Annotated in this window: 16 protein-coding genes; 5 read left to right on the plus strand and 11 right to left on the minus strand. The window is 65.1% G+C overall.

What is annotated here, in order from left to right; genetic code table 11:
* The first annotated feature begins 240 nt into the window (after nucleotides 1-240).
* From B3G12_RS06340 to B3G12_RS06360, 5 genes are all read left to right on the plus strand, one after another.
* The gene (locus B3G12_RS06340; protein ID WP_290499729.1) at nucleotides 241-1,995 is read left to right on the plus strand and encodes a hypothetical protein; all 1,755 of its coding nucleotides are present in this window, start codon (nucleotides 241-243) and stop codon (nucleotides 1,993-1,995) included.
* Nucleotides 1,996-2,084: 89 nt separating this feature from the next.
* Complete coding sequence (locus B3G12_RS06345; protein WP_290499730.1) at nucleotides 2,085-3,311, plus strand: hypothetical protein; 1,227 nt, start codon at nucleotides 2,085-2,087, stop codon at nucleotides 3,309-3,311.
* 46 nt (nucleotides 3,312-3,357) lie between these two features.
* Nucleotides 3,358-5,538, plus strand: coding sequence for a glycosyltransferase family A protein (locus B3G12_RS06350; RefSeq protein WP_290499731.1), 2,181 nt, complete (start codon nucleotides 3,358-3,360; stop codon nucleotides 5,536-5,538).
* The gene (locus B3G12_RS06355) at nucleotides 5,535-6,206 is read left to right on the plus strand and encodes a hypothetical protein (protein ID WP_290499732.1); all 672 of its coding nucleotides are present in this window, start codon (nucleotides 5,535-5,537) and stop codon (nucleotides 6,204-6,206) included. The genes B3G12_RS06350 and B3G12_RS06355 overlap by 4 nt, the downstream gene beginning before the upstream one ends.
* A complete protein-coding gene (locus tag B3G12_RS06360; protein ID WP_145004647.1) occupies nucleotides 6,199-6,600 on the plus strand; it encodes a hypothetical protein in 402 nt (133 codons plus the stop codon). Before B3G12_RS06355 ends, B3G12_RS06360 begins: the two co-directional genes overlap by 8 nt.
* A gap of 99 nt (nucleotides 6,601-6,699) precedes the next feature.
* On the opposite strand, the gene B3G12_RS06365 is transcribed toward B3G12_RS06360, so the two are convergent.
* The 11 genes from B3G12_RS06365 to B3G12_RS06415 all read right to left on the minus strand — a co-directional run bounded on the left by B3G12_RS06365 (nucleotide 6,700) and on the right by B3G12_RS06415 (nucleotide 22,577).
* On the minus strand, nucleotides 6,700-9,306 hold the full coding sequence (locus tag B3G12_RS06365; RefSeq protein ID WP_290499733.1) for a glycosyltransferase family 2 protein: 2,607 nt from the start codon (nucleotides 9,304-9,306) through the stop codon (nucleotides 6,700-6,702).
* A complete protein-coding gene (locus tag B3G12_RS06370) occupies nucleotides 9,303-9,506 on the minus strand; it encodes a hypothetical protein (RefSeq protein WP_239321573.1) in 204 nt (67 codons plus the stop codon). The genes B3G12_RS06365 and B3G12_RS06370 overlap by 4 nt, the downstream gene beginning before the upstream one ends.
* Nucleotides 9,507-9,552: 46 nt before the next feature.
* Complete coding sequence (locus tag B3G12_RS06375) at nucleotides 9,553-11,331, minus strand: glycosyltransferase (RefSeq protein WP_290499735.1); 1,779 nt, start codon at nucleotides 11,329-11,331, stop codon at nucleotides 9,553-9,555.
* Between the two features lie 227 nt (nucleotides 11,332-11,558).
* A complete protein-coding gene (locus B3G12_RS06380; RefSeq protein WP_290499736.1) occupies nucleotides 11,559-12,827 on the minus strand; it encodes a hypothetical protein in 1,269 nt (422 codons plus the stop codon).
* Between the two features lie 85 nt (nucleotides 12,828-12,912).
* Complete coding sequence (wecC, locus tag B3G12_RS06385) at nucleotides 12,913-14,160, minus strand: UDP-N-acetyl-D-mannosamine dehydrogenase (RefSeq protein ID WP_290499738.1); 1,248 nt, start codon at nucleotides 14,158-14,160, stop codon at nucleotides 12,913-12,915.
* Nucleotides 14,161-14,241: 81 nt separating this feature from the next.
* Nucleotides 14,242-16,167 carry a glycosyltransferase family protein gene (locus B3G12_RS06390; RefSeq protein WP_290499739.1) on the minus strand — a complete coding sequence of 642 codons (1,926 nt, stop codon included), beginning with the start codon at nucleotides 16,165-16,167 and terminating at the stop codon, nucleotides 14,242-14,244.
* Nucleotides 16,164-17,123, minus strand: coding sequence for an ABC transporter ATP-binding protein (locus tag B3G12_RS06395; RefSeq protein WP_290499741.1), 960 nt, complete (start codon nucleotides 17,121-17,123; stop codon nucleotides 16,164-16,166). The genes B3G12_RS06390 and B3G12_RS06395 overlap by 4 nt, the downstream gene beginning before the upstream one ends.
* Entirely contained in the window at nucleotides 17,107-18,045 is a 939-nt protein-coding gene (locus B3G12_RS06400) for an ABC transporter permease (protein WP_244944920.1), read from the minus strand. The genes B3G12_RS06395 and B3G12_RS06400 overlap by 17 nt, the downstream gene beginning before the upstream one ends.
* Entirely contained in the window at nucleotides 18,042-19,910 is a 1,869-nt protein-coding gene (locus tag B3G12_RS06405) for a glycosyltransferase family 4 protein (protein ID WP_290499744.1), read from the minus strand. Before B3G12_RS06405 ends, B3G12_RS06400 begins: the two co-directional genes overlap by 4 nt.
* A complete protein-coding gene (locus tag B3G12_RS06410; protein ID WP_290499745.1) occupies nucleotides 19,907-21,352 on the minus strand; it encodes a glycosyltransferase family 4 protein in 1,446 nt (481 codons plus the stop codon). The genes B3G12_RS06405 and B3G12_RS06410 overlap by 4 nt, the downstream gene beginning before the upstream one ends.
* 193 nt (nucleotides 21,353-21,545) lie before the next feature.
* Nucleotides 21,546-22,577, minus strand: coding sequence for an LCP family protein (locus tag B3G12_RS06415; RefSeq protein WP_290499747.1), 1,032 nt, complete (start codon nucleotides 22,575-22,577; stop codon nucleotides 21,546-21,548).
* Nucleotides 22,578-22,604: the final 27 nt, after the last annotated feature.

Raw genomic sequence — 22,604 nt, forward strand, 5'->3', positions numbered from 1 at the left:
CCCCCCCCCCCCCCCCCCGAAAGGACCCTCGTGGTCTCACGTCGCCCTTACCCGCGTGGTTTTCTGATCACACGCGTAACAGACATGCCCAAGGTCCCGGAGGCATGGTCCACTCTGACACTTCCCTATGCTGCGTGGCACTTTTCGTACGACGAGCACTACGCACCAGATATTGCTTATGACCAGGGCAGCCCCAGATGGGTTCTCGTCCATGGGCTATGCCTCTACGCGGGAGACAAGGTGCTGAAGGGCACTGTCGCGGAGCACCTTCTGAAGCAGTGGAACAGCAGTAACGAGCAGTTTCTGTCCGCGCTCGACGAGCTGGGCGGAAGACACATCATCCTCCGGGGAGCAGAGGATGCGGTGGAGGTCTATCACGATGCGGCGGGCATGCGCTCCGTGTACAGCTCCAGAGAATTCAACACCGTTAGTTCTCATGCCCACCTCATCAACGTTCTCCACCCGCACCGGGAACGCAAGGAGAGCGAGGGGGCCCGGGCCCTCACCCACAGCTGGGATCACACAAAGTATGTCGGTATCGAGCCGTTGTTACCGAACCATCGCTTGAGGCTGCCTGACTGGACCGTAGATCGCTATTTCCCGCGCACCACGAACGCCTACGCAGGGTGGGGCCTCGAGGCGAAGCTGGATAGATTCCAGCGGCTCTGGTCGAACCAACTGGCCCGGCTCAGCGAACTCGACAGCAGCCTGGTGATGTCCATCACTGGTGGGGCCGACAGCAGGACCTCGCTTGCACTGTCAGCGGACTACTTGGAGGAAATAGAGTTCTTCACCTATACGGCCAGGAAGATTCCCGGCTCGAAGTGGAGCGAGTCCATGGCACTGGACCGCGAGCTCGTGGAGCAGCTCAAGAGGTTCGTGTCATTCAAACACCGCTACTTCGAGTCGGAGAATCGAGACACGGACACAATTCGCGAACTCGAACCGCTCTTGAAGGCAAACTCCACGCAGCAGCATTCACGCTGGCTGGTCGCCTTCTACGCAGCGGCATTCCCCGGGGAGGGACATATCCACCTCCGAGGAAACGGGTACGAGATCGGCCGGGCCTACTGGGGGCTCACGGAGGACAACGACACCCTCGCCAGCCTCAAGAACCTGTACATGCAGATCACCAAGGGTGACCAGGGTTACGTCTCACCGGAGGACAGGCGCGCGTACTACGACCAGGGGGTTCGCAAGTGGGGCTACGACGGCGAACGCCACGGCTACCATGTTCGTGATCTCGCGTACTGGGAGATCCGGTGCGGTCGTTGGCTCTCCGAGATTCTTAACGAGACCGATCTCGCCTTCCAGACCCTTGTCCCAATAAACGTCAGAGCTTTGCTGGACATCTCACTGTCCATGACGCTTCAGGAACGCCAGGAGTCATTCATCTTCTGGGAACTCATCAACCGTTCCATGCCCGTGCTGAACTTCCCTGGCAAGAACGACGTTCGAAACCTGTATGAGCAAATGAGGGACGAGAGGCTTTCCCACGAAGGCAGGCACACCGCGGCTGACACGGCCAAGCTGAGCGCCACGCTCGAGGTCAGGGGGCCAGTTGGACCGGTTCTGGAATTGGATGCCGTCGGAAACGAGCTCTCCCTGCCTTCCTACCGGTTCACGCCACACACCACCGCATCACGGGCTTTCCTCGCCCCGACCTCCATGCTGCCGCAGACCCTGACCTTCGTCGTCGATGCCCCCTACTGCAATCTTCGGGCGGTCGGTCAATTCCAGTTCGAAGTTCACCTCGACGGGCGGCCCGTTGCGTCCTGGGACGGTGCCGCCTTCAAACGTCCCGTTCACGTGACTGTGGACGACCTGACAAGAGAAACTGCGGTGTCAATCGTCATCCGATCACTCTCGAACCAGCAGGGCAAATCGTCGTGGGAGTCGGCATCTCAAGCGTTCATTCGAGCAATCTCCTTCACCACTTCACCACCGTCTGCGCGGGAGCGTCGGCCCGCCGTGTGGACGGATGCGCCCAAGTGATTTCGATGTCTGCAGACCCTCAGCCGGGCCCCCCCGATAGGGACTGTATAGGCAGGTTCAGTCAACAGCGCAGCCAGCAGCAGCGAACGATGCACGACAAGACAAGGCGAGCAGCCCAGATGAAGTTGCGGCGCCATCAACGGGCACAGAAGGTACCTGGATTGAAAATAGTGTTCAGTGAAATCGAGTTTGCCAACGGTGTGCTTAGCATTCCATTCCACGAAGAGACCCGCACGGACAGTTTGACGTTCACCCTCCCCCAGGACTGGGTGCTCGATACAGATCTGGTGGCCCTGGCGCTCACAACGCTGCTCGGGACGAAGTACTCGACCGTGGTTTTCTCGGACGCCATCTCCCCGGAGACCCGCGGGGCGGTCGAATCCGTGACGCAGGCTGAGTGGGTCACAGGTGCTGCGCGCAGCCCCGTAAGCGATTCTCCCCCGCAACGCAACGACTTGGCCCTCAACTTCAGCGGCGGGTTCGATTCGCTGGCGGCACAGGCCCTGCTACCCAGGGACGCCCACCTAATCTCGTTGGACTTCGGCGGGCCATTCGCTCGCGAACGCGAGTTCTTCAAGGACTTTCCGACGCACACCATCTCCACCAACTTCCGCGAGTTGGGATTCAGCCTCAACACGTGGTCGTTCATGGGTGTCGGATCCATCCTGCTTCGTGACTACCTCAATCTTCAAACCTACTCCTTCGGTGCCATTTTGGAGGCCTCTCCCTGGCACTTCAATGCCGGGATGACGTCGGGGAACCTGAGGCAGGCGTGGTTCAACCAGGCGGGGCTCACCATCTTCAACCCGGTGATCGGCCTGACCGAGGTCGGAACAGCCATGATCATCCTGAGCCACAGGCCGGAACTCGCACTACGGAGTCTCGCATCCGTCGCGGGAGCAGGAAGCCTCAAGCACACCAGGAAGCTTCTGCTTCTCCATGCCGCCGCTCGCCACGCTCCAGGCCCCATCAGTCTGGACCCGGTGAACGTGGAACAACCTCCGCTCGGTGTCTTCGGAACGAATCTGGCCAATGATTTCCTGAGCTTCTACCTGTACAGGGTCCTAGGACCCGAGTACACCACGCTCCTGGTCGGAGACATTCCGGCTGACGTTTTGAACAGGATCCGGCCACTGTCGTTGGATTTCTACGAAAAAATCAACACCAATTTCTATTCGGGGGTCTCCCCTTCGCTCGCCGCGCACGCCCTCCACGAGGCCGCGGTCTCGCAGTGCGTGCCCTACACCTACACGGATTGGCAGGAGTTCCTGGAGGTCAAAAACATCCTGGCGCAGTTCCACGAATTTCCGGCGTGAGTCCGGGCCCCCCACCATCGATCGCTACTTGTGAACTGGAGCACCCATGAACATTCCGACAAAGGACGCGGACCTCGTTGACGTGACAGTCATCATCCCCTTCCGCAACAGGGGGGTCTCCCGGCTCAGGCGCGCCATCGAGTCGCTTGCTGCGGCGGCGCCGGGCCTGTCTGTGCAGGTCATCGTCTCGGACCTTGGAAGTGATGACCCAGGGACAGCGCGGTCAGTCTGCGAGCGGTCGGGGGCTGAATGGTTGCGTCTGGAGTCGGACCACTGGAACAGGTCCGTGTGCATCAATCGGGCGTTGGCCGTTAGTCGTGGCGAATACGTGCAGGTGCACGACGTGGACATGATCTGGACCCCCGGGAGCCTGGCGGCGCACCTGGATCAAATTAAAGCTCACCCGAAATCCTTCATCAACTCACAAGTGTGGGATCTACCGGAGGACCTGACGGAATACGCACTCACCACTGCAGAACCTGACTGGGCTTTGTTCCGCGAGAAATCCGTATCCCATTCTCGGTGGGGGCACGGTCTCGTTCTGGCCCCTCGATCCGCTCTCCTGCGCATCGGTGGACTGGATGAGCGAATGCACACCTATGGGGGCGAGGACCTCGATCTCACCAAAAGGCTCAAGCGAACAGGTTTGCGTCAAGAATGGGTGGGACACCGTGGGGACGAGCTCTTCCATATCTGGCACGACCGTATCCCCAGTATGGCTGCTAAAGATTCGCGGGTTGCTGCCGCCATTAAGAAGAACCGCGATCTCTACTACAGCGATGACTCTGTGATTCGTAATGTTCCCACCTCCGGACAAACGGATGAACCGTTGGTCTCGGTTGTCATCGCCACGAGGAATCGCAGTGCTTACCTCGCGGAATCCATTTACTCCGCGCTCTATCAGACGGTTCGTAGCCTCGAAGTGCTGGTTATCGATGATGGATCCACCGATGACACCGAAGCCGTCGTGCGGCAGATCGAGGATCCCCGCGTCCGGTACGTCCATCAGGATGCCACCGGGGTCGCCGCCGCACGCAACCGCGGGACCAAGGAGGCGCGGGGTTTTTACATCGCGGTGCTGGACGATGACGACCTCATGCGACCGGACCGACTGGAGATCCAGCTCGGTTGTCTCGATGGCGCGGCCCAGGGTTGCGTGGGAAACCTGCTGCACTTCTACGATTCCGATGGGCAGATGTACTACTTCTCTGACGCCCGGCCGACGACGGCCGGCGCCTTGCCGACAGGGGGGTTCGCTGGGCATCCGGGCTGGCTCGTCGAGAAGTCGCTCCTCGAGCAGATCCCCTACGACGAGAGCCTCTCCTCGGCGATCGACACTAATGTGGCTCTTCGCGCATTGCGCAGTGGGTTCCGTTTCCGTCATTGCAACCAGTTCGTGACCCTGCGGCGGATTCATGAGAAGCAAGTGACCATGGTGGACGGCCAGCAGCAGAAGCTGGGTGCGCGGCTGACTCACGTGTGGTTCCAAGGCGGGGTGGATCCACAAACCATGAAGCACGCCCAGAACAATTACTCCAAGACCACAGAACGCCCCGTCGACGCGGTAAAAACCACCCCCACCATGCGCCCCTGGCTACCCGATCACTTGGTGACGCGCACAGTTCAACTGCGACCCAGTGACATGCTGAAGACTATTGATCTGCCGCTCCCACATCGTGCCGGATCAGCCGTTTCCATCATCTCCGGCACGGGTGAACAGGTCGGCTCACCGCTGCAGGTCTCGGGTGTGACGTGGCCGCAACTGGCGGCCTTGCGCCGTAAGAACGTGCCTCATCACGTCATCGAAAGTGACGAGGAGTCCTCAGGGATCAAGAGAGGGCTCACCGTGCTACCTCCGACCGGCGAGGACGAGGTCGAGACCGGCGGCGAGCCGCTCGTCGCTCTCAGCGACGCAGTTGAAAACCTCATCCAGGCAGAACGAGACAAGCTGCAACCGGACGAGTTCCTCGTTTGTTGGGAACCCGCGGATCCGCAGGACGTTGTCGACGAACCCGAGCTCTCGAGTTCCCACCGTCCTGCCGTGAGTTTCTCCTTGTCGAACAGCGCAGGCACACGCCGAATCATCCTTCAGCGGTCTGCCGATTTCGCCGACCTCGTGGAAACAGTGGGACGAGCGAGCGGCCTGATAAAGGCGTATTCACCCACGGCCAAGTTGCACCTGCCCTACATTCATCGCAAGGCAATCGAGATGGGACTGACGGCGTGAAAATCAACCGAGACCAGGACGAGCTGCAGCGACAGACTCTGTCCTATGAGCTGGGAGAATATGACGCGCAGCCTTCTGCCCCGGTCCTCATCGTGGATCGGGTGCTCAGCCAGGCCATCGAACCGAGGCTGGGGTTGGCCGAGGCACTCGCATACTGGTCGTCAGCCAGCGGACCCGTGGACACCCAGGATCACCTTGCCCCGGCTACACTCGAGGTCCTTCGAGAACTTCCGGGTTCCGGATCACGCGTGATCACCAACGTGCACTGGAAGTACGCGGATGTGCGACGCGGTTCGCTCGAGATCCGTGTTGACGACTGCCTGCCCGGTTATGACCCCGGGAGCCATATGGGAGGCACTTCTGCCCAGTTCGCACTGCATCTGCCCGACACCGGTCGTGCGGCTGGGTCGATGACCTTGCTCCGTGACGGGTGGATTCCGACAAACGCCGCAATGGTGGGGTCTTCCCCCTCGCCCGGTCTCGATCGGATGCATCGGCGGCTGGCCGTGCTGCTCATGGTGAGCGGTGATTTGGACGCGTCAGGATTCACGATTCCCTTGTCATGGGTCCACGACCTCGACACGTGGAGTTCTTATCAGTTGCTGTTCAAGACAGTAGGCCTGGACCTGGGCTATTCCAAGACCTCGAAGGATCCCCATCATGTCTGAAATGCTGTCCGACGCGCGTTGTATTGCCACGCAAAACGGTTACCGAATCACCGTCACCCCGCCCAAGCCGTTCACCAAAGTGTCCCTGCAGTTCCTCGACGGGTCTGACGGGGCCGCCGAGGTAGTTCTGGAATCCCCGGCCCCGGACAAGGGCCGGTGTAATTGGCTGGAGAGAGACGCTGAGGGACGACCGATCGAGCAGATTCAACCGCCGGACGAGATCGGAATGCGCAAGCTCAAGATCTATGCGGCACTGGATCCAGTGACCGAGTGCTCCTTTTTGGTCCGCCATTCCGAGTCCGACGAGGGATTGAAATACCTCAGCTACGTTAGTATCACGGTCACGGAATCCGATGGGTTCCAGCGCCGGTTGGGATTTCTAAGGATCAGGTGACGGCGTCCAGTCGTTGCGGCGGTTAACGTGCTGCTGCAACGACCGGGCATTGAGGCAGGGCGGCGGTTCTCCTCTCCGCATTAGACCGCTGGCGATCTGCTAATCCAAAGTGACGGTGACACCGTCTGCTGCGAAACGGAGCTCTAAACCGTACGTCCCGCAGAGTGATCTCAACAGCTCGAAGGCTTCTTCCCTGTCGTCAAGGGATACGGCCTTGTTGAACTTCGGCAGGAACCACACGGTCACGTAGCGCCGCATGCGCCGACGAACGTATTCATCGAACAAGTCATGCTCGCGTAACCATCGACTCCGCGCTTCCTCCAAGGGGATGTACTTTCGGAAGAATGTGGGAGTGACGGTATTCACCATTGATCCAGCAACTTCGCCGTAATACGTGTGAATCGGTTTGTCCACCAGGGCGACGGTCCGAGCCCCGTGAAGCATTTGCTGGAAGAACAGCGAATCCTGCCCGAGTGCCCCTACCGGTTGCTCGAGGTGGAGAGACTTTAGCCATTGGGTGTCGGCTACTAGTGCCTGGATACTCATAGGCTGGAAATCGATACGGGTCAGAGCGTCGTGCGGCACCTCCCCCACACCGTGCTCGTTCGTCCGGATCGCGGATCGCAGAGTTCCCACGTTCCTGGTGAGGGTGCGGGTCTTGGCATAACGGAGCATGTCACCTATGGCGAAATCCACCCCGGTTTCCTGACAGATACGCAAGAGGGCCGCATACCCATCTCCGACTCCCTCATTGTCGGGATCCAAATAGGTGACCCAGGGGGTCGAGGCCATCTCGAGGCCCTTGTTGCGAGGCCGAGATGCGCTACCGGAGCCACCCGGCGGGAAGAGGTAAGTGCGTACGTTATCCCACAAGCCGGCCATTTCCCGGACGATGGCGCGAGTTTCGGGCGAGGTCGACCCGTCGTCGACCAGGATGATTTCCATATCCGGGAACGCCGTGGAACGGCGTAGCGATTCCAGACATTTCCGAACCAGGTACGGCCCGTTGTTGTACACGGGCACGATGACTGACAGGAGTTTGGGACGCCCCAATCCGGCCGGTGCGTAGCTACACCCCCCAGGCTGAATCGCCGACGGGTCCATGACGAAGGTCCCGTCGAACTGCGCCTCGTCCGCTCCGATCCATGACGCCACGACGTCAACTTCCTTGCATTCGTGGTCTGACACGATCTCGAAAACCCTGGATTCAGGCGCATCGACGCTCATGCACACGGTTGACACGGAAGCCATTCGGAAGGCGTTGATCAGGTCCTGAGCCAAGTAGTAGTGGCCCGTCGTTTGACGCCCCACGCGGATGTCGATGACTGCATCACCCGGTGCCGGCTCGTACATCCCGACACGGCGGAGGTCGACGTCAGGCGTCACGACCTGGCTTGCGAACAGCTCACTGTCCGAATCGTCCTCATTGGCCCGCCAGAGCACCACGGTCTTCCGTGGGGTGTCTTCCAGCCCAGTCTGTCGCAGGATCTCGGACATCAAGCGGTCCGCCGTCTGCCGGGCGAAGGCGCGGCGCACACCTTCCATCTGGAGTCGCCTGAGATGCGGCCGATCATGGCCCAGCAATGCGACTTCCAGCTCGGCGTCGTCCGATCCGTCCGGTAGCAAGACGTGCGGGTAGTCGTTGTTCATGGCCACTGAATACGTGGACATGCACACTCCCCCGGAGGCGAGTGCCTCCAGCGTCTCGAGGGGATGGGCGTGCCCCGCGCCCGGCTGCAGGTGCGCCAGGACGTGGAGGTCGAAGAGTCGCAGGACCCTGGACCTCAGTTCATCATCCGGTTGGTAAGTCAGGAAGTTGAGGTACTCCGAGGGGAAAAGCCCGCGTGACTTTTCTGGAACTCCGTTCATCACGGCAGAGCTGGCCAGGGTCAGTTTCGTGTCGTGCCGTCGTAGACCTGAGAGAATACTCCGCCACGCCCGTAGTCGGTCCGGCTGGGCGGTACTGGGCAGTCGTCCGGAGAACAGGGCTCCACCGGCCCGGTGCCGTTCCCTCCCCACCGGCGAGAACCGCAGGGGATTGAAATGGGAATCAACAACCATGACGCGCCCTGACGTCGTCATGTGTTTGTCGTACCGGTTGGGGCCCTCCGGGTCCGTGGTCAAGAGCCAATCGACGGTCCCCGCAATTTTGCGGGTTGCGTCCACACGCCACGGATCGGACAATGTCATGCCCACGGTGGGGATACCGAACTCTCGCGCGGCGGGAATGATACGCCGCGCCAGAACATCGAGTTCGTCCGCGGTCAAGGGTGGTTCGCGCCCCACAACAGGCAAAGCGACCAAGAGGACGTCGAGTTCTTTCACGTGCTCGGAATTACTGTCCATCCCCAGCCGGCGGATGTCCGCCGTGCCCTCCACCAGGTCCGTGATTTCCCGGCCACCGACGACGCCCACTCGGCGCTGCGTTACCCGCAGCATGCGACTCCCGAACGATGCGGGAAGTTCTCGCGCAACAGATTCCAAATCGGTCATGCGGGAGGAGTCGGCCACCTCCGAAACCTGCTTGACGAAGTCGGGCGCGGCGGGATCCAGGTACGGAACAACTCGGCCCCGAGCGGATTCTCGCTGGAAGCCCTCCGTGGCATAGTGCTCGACGGCGCGGCGGCTGCGTTCGGCGATCCATTCGGCGGTGGCTCGACCGTGTTCCGTGCGTGTGGCTTCCTGTGCCATGTTGAGGTGCTTCATGAGCTGGTCCCGCTCCCTGCCGCTTTGGAGCGGAGAATTTGGATGGTTTCGATGTATTCTCTGATCAGTGCATCGCGCTCGCGGATCGCTTCCAGGTACCGCGCGTTGTCCGATCGGGCCTGACGCAGTTCTTCGGCCGCGGTTCTCGCAAGGTCCACTTCGTGTTGGATCACATGGATCAGGTCGTTGATGTTGTCCATCTGATTGCCCGGTCCTTTCAGTGCGAACAAGCTCGGACGTTCGGTACTAGACATTGATGTGGGCAATGGGATCTCCGAATCCCTCGACCCGTCCTGTGGCCAGGAACGCCTCGTCATGCACGTTCCAGGTGTGCTTCTGCCGGCCTCGTAATTGGCAGAAGTTGAAGCGATCGGCCGAGTAGATCACGCCACCTGCGGCCCGAACGTCTTTCAGGAAGGTAGAATCCTCCCCGCGAGTGCGATCGCCGAACGGGTGATCGAGGAACACTTGCCGGTCTGCCGTGATCGTGGGTCCGATGATGCCGTCCACGAATCGATGCTCCTGGTCCGGCTGGCGACGCAGGATGATGTCGCGGTCCGCAAGGTGCATGTAATGCGCGGCCTTTCCCACAACGTCCGCGCGGCTGTGGAACTTGGCACGTAGCAGGTCCTTCAGGTATTGGGGACCGTAGTAGTCATCGTCGTCCATCTTGGACAACACCGATCCATCGGCGATCGCGGCCCCCTCGTTGAGCATGTATCCGAGGGAGCGGTCTGCGGCCACGGTGTGCTGCACCACCTCAACACCCGCGACGTCACGCATCAGCGCCATGTCGTCGGTGGAAGGGTCGAACCCGTGCGTCAGGAGGATCAACTGGATTTCGACGCCCTTTTGTTGTCCCACCATCTGCGCGATGTGCTTGAGTTGCTGGGGACGCACCGTGGGCACCAGGACACTCACCCGGGGCGTGGTGAGAGGGCGGTGCTTGTCCGGGACGAGCTGCTCGAGAATGGCCTCCGCGCGGTGCGCATACGTGTGGCGGTCCCAGATCTTGCGCTGGGCGCGGTGAACCATGCGGTCTCGCAACTCGGGTGACTGCACGAGTGAGCGCAGGTGATTCTCCGCTTGTTTGCGCGAACTGGCCACGAGGATCTCGTCTTCCGCGAAATACTCGCGGACCGCCGCGGACGGTGTGGTGACCACGGAGGTGCCACACGCGGTGATCTCGAAGAGTCGCCGGGCGCACATGGTTGGTGAGTTGGTGACCGTGTTGACGTTGAGGAATACCTCGTATGCCCTGTACGCGCGGAGCATCCGGTCGTAGGACAGCGATCCTACGACGTGCTCCCCCAGCTCTCCGGGGAATTGGTACTTCTCGATCTCGCCCAGGTACCGGGAGAAGATCTCCAGTCGGTCACCGGTCTTCTTCTCCGCGTCTATGGCCCCTCCGAGCAGAAGCTTCATTTGATCTCGCCGCTGCGGGAACTTGTGGGCGAAGTACATTCCGCCGAAGGCCACACCCCGCACGTCGCGCTCCACGCCGTTCCTGGCCGGGCTGTGGATCTCGGTCTGCGCCGCGAAAGGCATCACGGCCACCGCATCATGGCCGAGATCCTCGCGGTATTTGGGGATCTTGTTGGAATCGGTGGTGAGAACCAGATCGAAGAGCCCCGCAGAACCCACGAAGTCGGCGTAATGGGGCGGGTCCTCCTTGTTCCAGAACACCGTGGGTATCCCGGATGCCCGACACCACACGACCAGGTCGCGAAGTTCAGGACTGTAGGAGCGTTGTTTACCGATCAGCCGTGCCCATTGGTCGCCGTTGCCGTGCCATGCGGATTCGACGAAGAGCACATCGATTTTCTGACCCTTCATCTGCGAGACCCAGTCATCCCGCCGCAGCCGAATGATGTTCCACTCGTGGGAAAAGGCATCTGCGGTGAAATCATCGAGTATCACCGCGGCGGTGATGTCCGGACGTCGGGGGCTGACATCTCGAGGTTCGTAGGGCTCGAAGTCGACACGATGGGCTAGTTCGGGAGCCTTCGGTTTGGGGGGTTCCACCGCGGGAGTCACCTTGGTACGACGCATCTGCCACGAGAGGAGTTCGCGGGGGCCTCCCTGTCGGAAATGCCAGAGTGCGGTCCGCACCTCGGTAAGAGATTCCTGGCGACGCTGCCATTCCACCAGACCGGGTAGGCCCTTCGTGCGGAGGTGCCAGAGGCCTGCGCGTGCGGACTGAAACGGGGATGGGGGGTTCATGCGACGGATCCTTAGAACGCTACGGGGGGCTAGTGATCGCTGGTGTGAAGATTGATGTCGGTCAGAAAAACCTGTGCCGGGGAGCCTCTCCTCCACTGGCAGAGGCGGACAGCCACAATGGTCACGTCCGGTGGCGGAGTGAACTCCTGGATATATCGGGTATGACCCTCGCGAAGAGGCAGATAGACGAATTGATGCACCAAGGGATCCGCGGACCATACCGCGGGTCCGATGGGCTGGGTGTAGGTGGTGCCGTCTCGTTCCGCCTCCACGGAGACCAGGAAGGACCGCAGCAAATGGGTGCCGCTCGCTCGCAAACCGGCATTCAAGGTGACGGGTCGTCCCGGCTGGGGATCGCGTAGCGCGAAACGCGCACCGTGGCCGCGTATGTCGATCTCGGTCGCGGCCTGTGGGCCGATGCCCCGCAGATTCGCGATGGCCTCGCTGAGCCCGCGCGCCGTTGGTTGGATGACTACCTCCCCCAGGCCCCGGGCCGACCGCGTCTCCCGCCCCCCACGAAGATCCGCGACGAGCTGATCCAGGAATAGCGACAACTCATGTCGTGGAGCGGGGGTGTGCTGGGGCCCCCACGTGGTACCCAGCACGGCCGTCAGAGGTCTGGGCGTGGCCAGTTCCCCCAGCCACGGGACGACGTGACTGTGAAGGTGCAGATCGTCGTTGACGTTGAGCAACAGGTACGTGTGCCGTGGCGTGTTTCGGCTCGGGGCGTCCCACAGTGTCGCGCGTGATTCCACATCACCGGGCGAAGGCAGGGGTGCGCCCGGATCCCGCCAACCACCCAGCTCAAGCCACTTGCGGTACAGACTCGGCTCGTAGCGCTCGAGGCTGAGCTGCGGATTCGCGGCGACCACCACAGTGTCAGTCAGTAGCTCGCCCTGGGTGAGAGCCGCGAAACCGCCGGCCGAGCTCCCGAAGAGGATGACCGGCCCCCTGCACAATTGATCGAGGATCTTCGTCAGGAGCCGTGTCACTTCACGGGCCAGATCTACCTCGGGGGTACCGAGATACCAACCGATGCGCAGCTCCTCCGATGCGCGCAACAAGGCATCGTGGACGTGTACCCGATTGACGGGCCCACTTCGTGCCTCGATTTCATCCAGGAGGCCCGTTCCCTGGAAGTACGGCCGCGGGGCACCCGCCAAGGCCGCCCCGTTGAAGGTGACGAAGGTGACGTCGGCGCCTCGGTCGGCAACCAGCACGTCGGTGACGAGACCGTGTCCATGTTCCACGGAGTGCAAGCCGTCCGGAATGGATTGCGCCCGTACGAATGCATCCATGTCGCCGTACGAGTAGTGCTGGCGCTGTGCTGTTCTGCGTGACCTTGCGCGTGTCATATCGGGGGCTACGACGTTACGCTGCCGCTCAGCGCCACAGACCTTTCGTGTCCACCACGGCCTTGCCCTTGAGCGCGGTGGCCGGCAGGGTCTTGAACTCGTCGTGGTCCACGAGCAGCAGGACCACGTCCGCGCGCTCGATGGCGTCCTGGTAGTCCGCGAACTCCACATTCGCCAGGCCTTGCAGACCCTTCGGCAGCTCGGAGACATTCGGCTCCACGGCCAGGACCGTCGCGTGGCTCACGTGCTCGGCCAGGTCCTTGGTGATGTTCATGGCCGGGGATTCACGCAGGTCGTCGATGTTGGCCTTGAACGCGAGGCCCAGGGCTGCGATCACCGGGGACTCCACGTGGGAGCAGGCTTCCTCCACCTTGGAGATGACCCACTTCGGCTTCCCGTCGTTGACCTCGCGGGCGGTGCGGATCAGGCGTGAGTTCTCCCGGTCCGCGGCCACGATGAACCACGGGTCCACCGCGATGCAGTGCCCGCCCACGCCGGGGCCCGGCTGCAAGATGTTCACGCGCGGGTGGTGGTTGGCCAGCTCGATGAGCTCCCACACGTCGATCCCCAGGTTGTCCGCGATCAGGGAGAGCTCGTTGGCGAACGCGATGTTCACGTCACGGAAGCTGTTCTCCGTGAGCTTGGACATCTCCGCCGTGACATCGTCTGTCTCGAGCAGCGCGCCCTCGCAGAAGGACGCGTAGACCTCGCGGGCACGGCGGGCGGCCTCGGGGGTGCGGCCGCCGATGATGCGGTCGTTGGTGATCAGCTCCTCGAGTGCCTTGCCGGGCAGGATGCGCTCGGGGCAGTAGGCGAAGTGCACGATCGGCTTGCCGTCCGCACCGTCCTGGGAGAGGTCCGGGCGCAGCTCCATGATCTTGGCCGCAAGCTTCTCGGTGGTGCGCGGCGGGGAGGTCGATTCCAGGATCACGGTCTCGTCACCGCGCAGCTGCGGGGCGATCGACTCCGCGGCGGACATGATGTAGGTCAGGTCCCCCTCGTAATTCTCCTTGAAGGGAGTGGGCACGGCGATCACGAACGCGTCACCGTGCTGCATCTCGGTGGTGGCCGTGAGTCGACCGCTGTCCACGGCCTGCTTCAGCTGCTCCTCCAGACCGGGCTCCACGATGGTGACCTCACCGCGCTGGATCCGCTCGACCGCCGAGGCGTTGACGTCCACACCGTGGACCCGCACCCCGTGGTTCGCCATCACCACGGCGGTGGGCAGGCCGATGTAGCCCAGCCCCACGAAGACGACTTCCAGCGGTTCACTCATTGACACACCTCATCTGGTCGGCGCGCAGCCCCGTGCGGGCGCACGCGTGGTTCTCGTTCGAGACAACGGGAATTCGAAAAATCATATCGTCACGTGCTTTTTATTGTCCCCGAAAAGTACGACGTCGCCTGTAGCCAGCGCTGCGGCGTCGGACACCTGCCACGTGTGACTGTGCGCGCCGCGGAACTGCACGAAGTTGAAGCGGTCCGCGGAGTAGATCGTGTAGCCGGCCTCGCGCACCGCCGCGAGGAAGGAGGTGTCCTCCCCCGTGCTGCGCCGTTGGAACGGGATCTGGCGGAAGACCTCGCGTCGACCGGTGATGGTGGGGCCCATGACGAAGTCCGTGTACCGGTGCTCGCGGCGCGGAAAGCGCAGCAGCGTGGCGTCCTGGGACTGCACGTGCATGTAGTGCGCCTGCTTGCCCACCACGTCCGCATTCGCGAAGGACAGGGCGTCCAGCAGGTCGGCGAGGTAGCGCGGGGCGTAGAAGTCGTCGTCGTCCATCTTGGAGAGCACGTCCCCGGTGGCGTGTTCCACGGCCAGGTTGAGGCACTCCCCCAGGGTCAGCGAGGCGTCCGCGGCCACGGTGGTGACCCGCAGGCCTGAGTCGTGAACGGCGTCGGCCACGGCCGTCGTCGAGGGCGCGAAACCGTGGGCCACGAGGACGACGTCCAGCGTCACATCCCGCTGCGCAGCGATCCCCGCCAGGGCGGTGGCCACGCGGTCGGGCCGGTTGGTGCACAGCAGCGCGGTCACGGTGGGGCGCACTCGGGCGACCGCGAGCTGCGGGGCCGCGCCCTCGAGCACCGTCTCCACGCGGTGCGTGTAGGTGTGCTTGGCCCAGATCTCGCGCTGGGCGCGGTGCACCATCCGGTCCGCGAGCTCCGGGCTGCGCACGAGGGCGCGGATCACGTGAGCGGCGTGCTCACGGTCTGCAACCACGGAGAGCTGGTCCTGCGTGAAGTACCGTCGCACGGCTTCGGACGGGGTGGACACCACCGCGGTGCCGCACGCGGTGATCTCGAAAATCCGCCGAGCGCACATGGACGGCGAGTCCACCACGGAGTTCACATTGAGGAAGACCTTGTACGCGCGGTAGGCGGTGAGCATCTGGTCGTAGCCCAGGGTACCGACGACGTGGCGGTCCAGGGGCGCGGGAAACTGGTAGCGCCCGTCGTGTCCGAGATAGCGGGAGAAGATCTCCAGTCCGGTCTCGAGCGTTGGCGAGACGTCGTGGGCGCCACCGAGCAGCAGGTCCATCTGCTCGCGCCGCTCGGGGAACTTGTGGGCGAAGTACATGCCGCCGAAGGCGACGTCCCGGACGTGGAAGCCCGTGCGGGGCCGCGCGGGGTTGTGGACAGCCGGCTGGGCTGCGAAGGGCAGCACGCCCACGCGCTCGTGGCCGAGGTCCCTGTGGTAGTCGGGGACCTTGTTGACGTCGGTGGTGAACACAACGTCGAACAGGCGCGCGCACTCCAGGAAGTCCTCGTAGTGCGGCGGGTCCTCCTTGTTCCAGAACACGGTGGGGATCCCCTGCGCACGGCAGTGGCCCACAAGCTCGCGCACGGGTTCCTTCACGCCGGAGGACCCCGTGAACTGGTACTGCCACTCGTCGTGGTTGCCGTGCCACGCGGACTCCACGAACAGCAGGTCCACGGGCTGGGCGGCCAGTTCGGCGCGCCAGTTCCCGCGGGTCAGCTCCACCTGGTTCCACTCGTACTGGAACGCGCGCAGCGAGAAGTCGTCAAGGACCACGGCGGCGGTGACGTCCGCGCGCACGGGCGAACGCTCAGGCCATGCCTGCGGGGCAAAGGAGACCTCCCGCGGCGCCTCCTGGGCCCCGTGCCGGTCACCCTGTCCGGCTCCCGTGCCGGTGACGACGGCGCTCGCGGAGGGCCCCTGGGGCAGGTTCGCCCGCCGCCGGTGGGTCCGCCACTGCGCGAACCCACCGTGGCGCAGGTGCCACAGCTGCGTGCGCAGGTCGCTGCCGCTGCCCCGGGAGCTCATGCGTGCACCTCACGCAACTCGGTGCGTACCACCTGGGACATCAGACGCTGCTTCTCCCGTTCTGCTGCGTGGTTGTTCCCGGCCGCGAGCTGCTTCATGAACGCCTCGTACTCTCGTGTGACGTTGTCCGGGTCCCCGTCCATCAGCAGGTCCCCCTGGTCCAGCCACACCACCCGTGTGCACATCTCGCGCACCTCGGCCATCGTGTGGGACACGAACAGCACGCAGCCGGCCTGCTCCCGGATCTGGGCCATGCGGGCCTGCCCGCGCTCGCGGAACTGGGCGTCCCCGGTGGACAGCGCCTCGTCCAGGATCAGGATGTGCGGGTCCGTCGCCGTGGCCACCGCGAAGCGCAGCCGGGCGGCCATGCCGGAAGAGTACGCCTTCATGGGCCAGTGGATGGCGTTGCCCAGGGCAGCGATCTCCACCAGCTCCGGGAGGATTTCCTGCACGTGACGCGGATCCATCCCCTGGGCCAGGCAGCCCAGGCGAATGTTCTTCTCCCCGGACAGCGCGGGAACCAGCGAGACGTTGACGCCGAGCTTCACGGGGGTGTCCACCGCGTAGACGCGGCCGGAGGTGGGGTTCATCTGACCGGCCACGATGTTCATCAGGGTGGACTTCCCGGACCCGTTGCGTCCGATGAAGCCGACGAACTCGCCCTGGTGCACGGCGAGCGTGAGGTCGTTGACGGCCCGGTTGCGCACCACAGGCGGGCGCCCCAGGGCCTTGCGAGCCCAGCGCACGGGTGCTGGGACGGCCACCTCGTCTCCCCCGCCCGTGGAGGTCACGTTGTAGACCATGCTCACGTGGTCGATCACCACGGCGGGTCCCGTTGCCGCACCCCGCTCCTCCTCGTCGAGGAAGGAGAGGTCTCCGTCCGCGCCGAAGAGCGAGCCCAGTGCCCCGTCGTCCCTGAAGTCCTCCACCGGGCCGTCCTCACCGTTCGTCCGCATAGCTCTCCTCGTTGCGCCAGAACGCCAGGAAGCCGACGACGAACACGAGCAGGGAGGCGCAGCTCAGCACGCCCCACGAGGACCACGCGGGCAGCTGCGCACGAAGCACGAGATCCCGGCTCATCGCGAGCACCTGGTAGAGCGGGTTGAAGTGGAACAGGGCCAGGATCCGCTCGTCGCTCACGAACCGGGACGGGTCGTAGAAGATCCCGGAGGAGTACATCCACAGCCGCATCAGGAACGAGAGCATGTTCGCGAGGTCCGGGATCTTGTGCACCGCCGGGGCCAGCAGCATGCCGAAGCCCCAGTTGAAGACGGTCTGCAGCGCGAACACGGGGATCAGCAGCAGCCACGTCCAGGAGATGGGCTCCAGCGGCGGCACGATCAGCAGGAACACGAGGATCGACCCGAGGGCGTACGCCTGGGTGAGGGCGTCACGCATCACGATGGACAGTGTCAGGGCCGCACGGGGGAACATGAACCCGCGCACGAGGGCCTTCCCAGACGCCATGGAGCGCGAGACGGCCACGACCGAACGGGAACTGTACATGAACATGGTCAGCCCGAGCACGATGAACGCCACGAAGTTCTCGATGCCCCGGCCCGTGTGCAGCAGCAGCCCGAAGATCACGTAGAACGTGAGCCCCAGCAGCACCGGGTTCAGCACGATCCACGCCTTGCCCAGAAAAGTGTGGTCCTGGCTCACCGCGAGCCGCACGCGGGCGTCGTAGGCAATGAAGTGCCGCGAGCCCCACAGCTCGCGGACGTACTCGCGCAGGGGCGGCCGGGCGCCCACCGCGGTCATCGCAGCAGGGTCGAAGTGCTCCACGCGGGTGGCCGGAGCGGCCCCGGTGGACCCGTCCCCCGCACCGGGACCCCCGGCCGTGCCCGGGCCAGGGACCTGGTCGGCAGTGGTGCTCATGCGTCGATCTCCTGCGGTTCGTGGGCCGTCGTGGGGATGTTTTCAGTCAATTCACAGTACCGCGTGGAGGCCTGCTGGGCGATTGCGGCCCACGTGCGGTGCTCGCGGACCCACGCACGTGCGGTCAGGGCGAGGTCTGTGGCCTCCCCGGGATCCCGGGCGAGTCGCTCGATGGTCTCTGCGAGCGCACGCGGGTCCTCGGGGGGTGTGAGCAGTCCGGTCTCGCCGTCGCGGACGGTCTCGCGCAGGGCGGGCAGGTCGCTGGCGATCACGGGGGTTGCCGCGGCCATGGCCTCGACGGGTTTCAGGGGGGTCACGGCCCGGGTGACGGAGCGGTCCTTGCGGGGGATGACGAAGGTGTCGAGGGCGGCCGTCCATGTGGCGGCGTGCTCGCGGGGTACTCGGCCGGTGAAGGTGACGATGTCCTCGATGCCGAGGTCCTGGGCGAGGTGCTCGAGGGCGGGTCGGGCCACGCCGTCTCCCACGACGAGCACTCGGAGCTGGGGGATGCGGGATCGGAGCAGGGCTGCGGCGCCGAGGAGGTCGTCGATGCCCTCGTAGTCGACCACAGAGGTCACGGTGCCCACGAGGAAGCGGTCGGCGGGCAGCCCGAGCGTGACGCGGGCGGTGTCGCGGCTCGGGGCGTCCAGGAGGGCGCCGCCCACGGCGTTGGGAGCGAGGTCCACGCGCAGGGGCGCCCCGGAAACGCCGTGCGCGGCGGTTCCGCGCCCGCGGGGGGTGTCGACGGCGTCGTCCGTGGCGTAATCGGCGGCGAGGTCGATGAGGCGTCCGGCCATGGCGGTGCCGAGTGTCACCGTGCGGTCGGCGGACGTGGCTGCCCAGGCCTCCCGGCGCTGGAAGCGCTCGTAGTACGGGGAGGACACGGCCTGTTCGCCGCGGGTGGCGGCCCAGGTGTCCGCGAGCAGGCCGCGGACCTCGTAGACCCACGGGATGCCGAGCGTCCGCGCCACGGCGGCCACAGCGAGCGCGTTGACGTAGTGGCTGGTGGTGTGCAGCACGGCGGGGCGCAGCTCGAGGGCGAGTGCGAACAGGGCGTCCGCGTGCTGCTGGACGCGTCCCGTGGCGGTGCTGGCGAGTCCAGCGGGGAGGATGCGGTGGTACGGGATGCCGTCCACCACGTCGGTGTGGCGGGCGAGGATCTTGCCCACCTGCACGGGGTAGCCGGGGCGGGTCACCGCGTGCACGTGCCATCCCTCCTCCTGCAGAGCGGTGAGGTACGAGTGGGAGCGCTGCGCGTAGCCGCTCGCGGTGTGGGGCAGCGAGTTGGTCACCGCGTAGAGCACGGTCCGCTCGCGCGGGGTGTAGCCGGTGACGGGGTCGAGGCGCGGTAGGAAGTCGCCGAGCAGGTCGCGTTCCGCGGCGAGCCGGCAGTGCAGGGAGCGCTCGCCGCGGGTAGCGGTCCCCCGTGAGCGGGCCGCGTCCAGCAGTGCGACGGCGTGGTCCACCTCGCCGCGGTGCCAGGCCAGTCGGGCGCGGGTTGCCGCAGTCCCCGGGGTTCCCTCCGGCACGGAGTCGAGCAGCCGTGCAGCGAGGTCTGTGTCCCCCAGGGCGAGGGCCACCTCCGCACCGCGCCGGGTCCCCCGCGCGCCCGACGACTCCTCGGCGAGGACGGTGCGTGCGGCGTCGTCGTGGCCCAGCAGGTGCAGCGCGGTGGCCCGCGGCGTGGCCCCCGGGGCGTGGCGCAGGCACCGTGCCGCGGGGGTGACCCACCGGCGGGGCAGACGGCGGGATACCTGCAACCAGAACACCACCGGGTCGTCGGTGACGTGACGGGCCACGGTGCCCGTCGTGAGCCACGCGTTGGCCGCGAGCTCCAGGCACCTCCCGGTGCGCTCGAGGCTCACGCGCCGACCCCTCCCGCCGTGCGCTCCGAGGCAGGGTGGAACCCGGCCACGGGCTGCCCCGTTCCACGGGGACCGGCTGACGGGGATGCGCCTGCCCGTCCCGTCCACGCTGAGGCGGGGGACGGAGCTCGCAGCGAGCAGCGGAGCGAGCGCGCCAGCCGTGCGGCGCGCGGAAGCAACCCCGCACCGCACGCACGTGTGTGCTCGCGCACCGTGTCCCGCAGGTGCTGGTCGTAGTGCACGGCGAGGTCTGCGTAGTCCGCGTTGTGACGCACCCACTCCCGCCCGGAGCCGTGGGTCAGCAGACGGGACCGGTCCGCCGCGAGCGCAAGCCACAGTGCCGCGATCTCCTTGGGGTCGGAGCCCACGATGTCTCCCTCCCCCGCCTCCGCGAGCACGTGGGCGGCCTCTCCACGCACCACGGCAGTGATGTGGCGCCCCACGGCGAGCACCTCGTAGGTCTTGGAGGGGATCGTGTCCTCGAAGGACTTCCAGTCGTCGCGCAGACAGATCACGATCGAGTCGGTGGCCTGGTAGCGGGCGAAGACCAGCTCGCGGTACTCCGGTGGCAGGAACCGCACGTTCACACCGAGCGCACGGGCGAGCTCCTTCAGTGCGGGCTTCTGGCTGCCCTGGCCCACGAGGGTGAGTTCCACCGCGTCCCCGGCGAGGTGGGCGGCACGTACCAGCCGGTCCAGGGACTGGGACTCCCCGTGGTTGCCCAGGTAGAGCACGCGCAGCACGTCCCGCTCGACCGGTGGTGGGGGAAGCTGCGGGGTGCGCTCCAGCAGGATCCCGTTGCGCACCGTGACCAAGTTGCGCACACCGCGCTCGCGCAAGGTCCGGGCGAAGCCCTGGGTGACCGTGACCACGAGGTCGGCCCTGTTCTGCACGGAGACCACCGCCCTGTTCACGAGCGAGCGCGATCCCCCGCGGACCACGGAGGCGTCCTCGGCCAGGTTCGGCCACGCATCGCGCATCTCCACCACGAGGGGGACGCCCTTGACCCGCGCCACCACCAGGGCGGAGGCGAGCAGCGGCAAGGACGGGGCCGTCACCACCACCACGTCCTGCCGCCCCGTGAGGCACCCCCGCACCGCCGAGGCCGCCGCGCTCACGAGCTGGTCCAGCAGCTTGCCCGTCCGGTGGTCACCCACGAACAGGAACGGAACACGGTGGATCTGCTCCCCCAGGAATCCGGTCTGACGCCGCCACGCACGGCCCCGCGTGGTCTCGGAGTAGTCCGGACCCGGACCGTAGTGGGCCACCGGGCACACCACGGACACGCTCCAGGCGCGCTCGCGCAGATGGCTCACCAGGGAGTACCACCGGCGCTGCGGCGGTGAGTGCTCGGGCCAGTACGAGCTGGCGAGCAGCAGCAGTCGAAGGGGCGGCTGGGAACTTGCGGCCTCGGTGCCTGTGGGGGGTGAGGTGGGGGTCATGTCTCTCTCGCGTCACGGTCACGAGCCGGCGGGGAGGGGAAGGAGCTGCCGGGCGGTGGGGGAAAGTGCCGGTGTGACGGCCTCGTGGGGAGGGCGGGGCCGTCGGCAGGGGTCTGCGTTGCGGGGACGGACAGCGCCGGGTCCCGCACCTGCAACGGCGCCCGGGCGGAACGTCCCGCCCGGGCGCCGGAGGTCACTGGCCCTGCTGGTCCAGCGACTGGACGTAGCTGTCCAGGGTGCCGTTCGAGATGGCCTTGCCGATCGCCTTCATGGCGTCCTCGTCGGCGACGATGATCGACTGGCCGTCCGCGGATGTTCCCACGCCCTTGTTGGGCACGGTGAACATGTGGATGTCGCTGCTACTCAGACCCACCAGTTGGGGCGCGCGCTGGGCGATCCACGTGGAGGTCAACCCGTCGCTCACGGTCAGGTACGGGGAGATCTGCTTGACCACCTCGTTGAGCTTCACGGGGTTGGAGACGGTGCCCGTGCTCAGCAGCTTGTTCATCATGGCCTGCAGGTAGGCCCGCTGGTTGCGCACGCGCTGGTAGTCGCCGTCGGAGAACGCGTAGCGCTCCCGCACGAACGCAAGCGCCTGCTCGCCGTTCATCTCCTGGGGGCCGGCCTCGAAGTGCTGCCCGCCCTGGGCGGTGAACGTCTCGGGCACGTTGACAGTCACCCCGCCGAGGGCGTCGGTGAGGCCCTCAAACCCGGCGAAGTCCACCATGGCTACCTCGTCGATGCGGGTGTCGAAGTTCTCCTCCAGTGTCTGGACCATCAGGGGCATCCCGCCCTGGTCCAGTGCCGCGTTGATCTTGGACTCGCCCACGCCGGGGATGTCCACCCACGTGTCGCGCATGATGGACATGACGTACATCTGCCCGCCGTCCTCCGGGATGTGCAGCAGCATGATCGAGTCCGCCCGGGAGCCGGTGACGTCCTTGTCCACGCCCTCGGGGCGCTTGTCCGAGCCGAGCAGCAGCACGGTGGTTCCGCTGTCCTCCGCGGAGCCCTTGGCGGGTCGGGAGGACTCGTCCGGGAACGCGTTGTCCAGGCTGGCCGCCCCGTTGTCGAAGTTGCGGCCCAGGTTCCACATGAACAGGCCCGCGGCCACGGCCAGGACCACCACCAGGGACAGCAGGACCAGGATGATGTTGCGCCCGGTGTGCTTCTTCCTCACCGGGCGGGGCTCGTGGGCGTCTGACTCGTACTGGGGCTGGGACACGTGGCTCTCCGGGGCTGGGGGGTCATC

The organism is Kocuria sp. UBA5001 (assembly GCF_002398425.1).
Classification (GTDB): Bacteria; Actinomycetota; Actinomycetes; order Actinomycetales; family Micrococcaceae; genus Kocuria; species Kocuria salsicia.